General features: G+C 44.9%; 1 protein-coding gene. It reads left to right on the top strand.

Features of this window, described 5'->3' with window-relative positions:
- Positions 1-413 precede the first annotated feature (413 nt).
- Positions 414-1403 carry an MvdC family ATP-grasp ribosomal peptide maturase gene (locus tag F6K53_RS41170; protein ID WP_293086086.1) on the top strand — a complete coding sequence of 330 codons (990 nt, stop codon included), beginning with the start codon at positions 414-416 and terminating at the stop codon, positions 1401-1403.
- Positions 1404-1585 lie beyond the last annotated feature (182 nt).

The raw sequence follows: 1585 nt of genomic DNA, 5'->3' as shown, positions 1-1585 counted from the left end.
TAGATTTTGATTGCATGGCTTGTGGATACAAACTACATGCTGATTTAGTCGGAGCCAAGAATATCGCACTGAGAACGCTCCTCTTGAGGCAAGACTTTGAGAGGACGGGGCGACTTTCAACCGTCCCTGATGTGTCCCAGGATGAAACCAAAACTCTAGACTGAGGGGATTGCCAAAGGCTATACCTATCTCGGTACTTAGATTGGAGGTGGACTGTAGACACAATCCCTTTGCCAACACCAGGTGTACTCGATGAGAGTACTCGATCAGGCAGGGGTAGTTGAAATAATTACCGATACTATTTCTCCCTTTGCGTCAACTGAGCTTTTAAAACCCGCGATCAGCCCTCAGCGATTAGCTTTGGGCTGAGTGTTATCTATTTAACCGTTATTTATTCGTTATCATTTAGGTATATGAACCGATCTCGTGATCTAATTGTCTTGATCACTCACAGTGGTGATTATTTCACTATTGATAGAGTCGCCGAAGCCCTATCAAAACGAGGCGCTAAACCCTTTCGCTTTGATACCGATCAATTTCCCACTAAGGTGCAACTAGCAGCCGGGATCACTAGCGAAGGACTTAGTTACCAGTTAGACTATAATGGAAACTCCATTAAAACCGAAGACGTGCAGGGGGTATGGATGCGCCGACTCTGGCATCCACAAGTCAGCCCAGATTTAGCTCCCCAATTCCAAGACGCTTGCGTTAGGGAATCATTAGCAACCATTGATGGTTTCTTAGATAATCTCAACCATGCTCGTTGGGTAGATAAGTTAGAACGAATCCGAGAAGCAGAAAACAAACCACGTCAACTCAGAATTGCTAATGAAGTTGGTCTGCTCGTTCCCCGCACTCTGGTCACGAATAATCCAGATCGGATGCGGGGTTTCTTCGCAGAAGTAGGAGGAAAGATGGTGGCTAAGTTGCTTACTCCTCTTTCTTACGGTATGGAAGCTTCTTCTTTTTTCCTATATACCAGCGTTGTCAAAGAAGAAGACCTCCAAGAGGCAGAAATGTTGCGCTATAGTCCGATGGTATTCCAAGAGGAAATTCCTAAACAGCGGGAGTTGCGAATAGCATTCGTGGCGGGAAATTTATATGTAGGAGCTCTCGATGCTTCTCGATATTCTGCAACAACGATGGATTGGCGCTCTGCTAAACCAGAAGACTGTCCTTGGGAACCTGATCAATTGCCCAGTGAGGTTGCCCATGGCCTGAATGCTTTGATGGCAAGGTTGGGACTAACCTATGGCGCTATTGATATGATTGTCACCCCAGACGGTGAGTATGTCTTCCTAGAAGTTAACCCCACTGGCGAATGGGGCATGCTAGAGCGAGATTTGGGTTACCCCATTTCTGATGCGATCGCAGATGCCTTATTGTCTGACGTTGCTAATTAAGGCAAAAGGCAAAAGGCAAGAGGCAAGAGGCAAGAGGCAAAAGGCAAAAGGCAAAAGGCAAAAGGAAAGAGGCAAAAGGCAATAATAAAGATGTTTTTAAGGCAATAATATCTCCCCTTATTAAGGATATATAGTCAAAAAATACTGTACATCATAAGTGCTATCAACGCTATAAAATCAAA

The sequence above is a fragment of the Moorena sp. SIO4A1 genome (assembly GCF_010672065.1).
GTDB lineage: Bacteria > Cyanobacteriota > Cyanobacteriia > Cyanobacteriales > Coleofasciculaceae > Moorena.
Note: the sequence above shows the minus strand (reverse complement) of the source record. Positions and strands in the feature narration are given on the sequence as shown.

Excerpts from the sequence above, each read along its gene's own strand:
- F6K53_RS41170 (WP_293086086.1), top strand. The coding sequence starts at position 414 with ATGAACCGATCTCGTGATCTAATTGTCTTGATCACTCACAGTGGTGAT.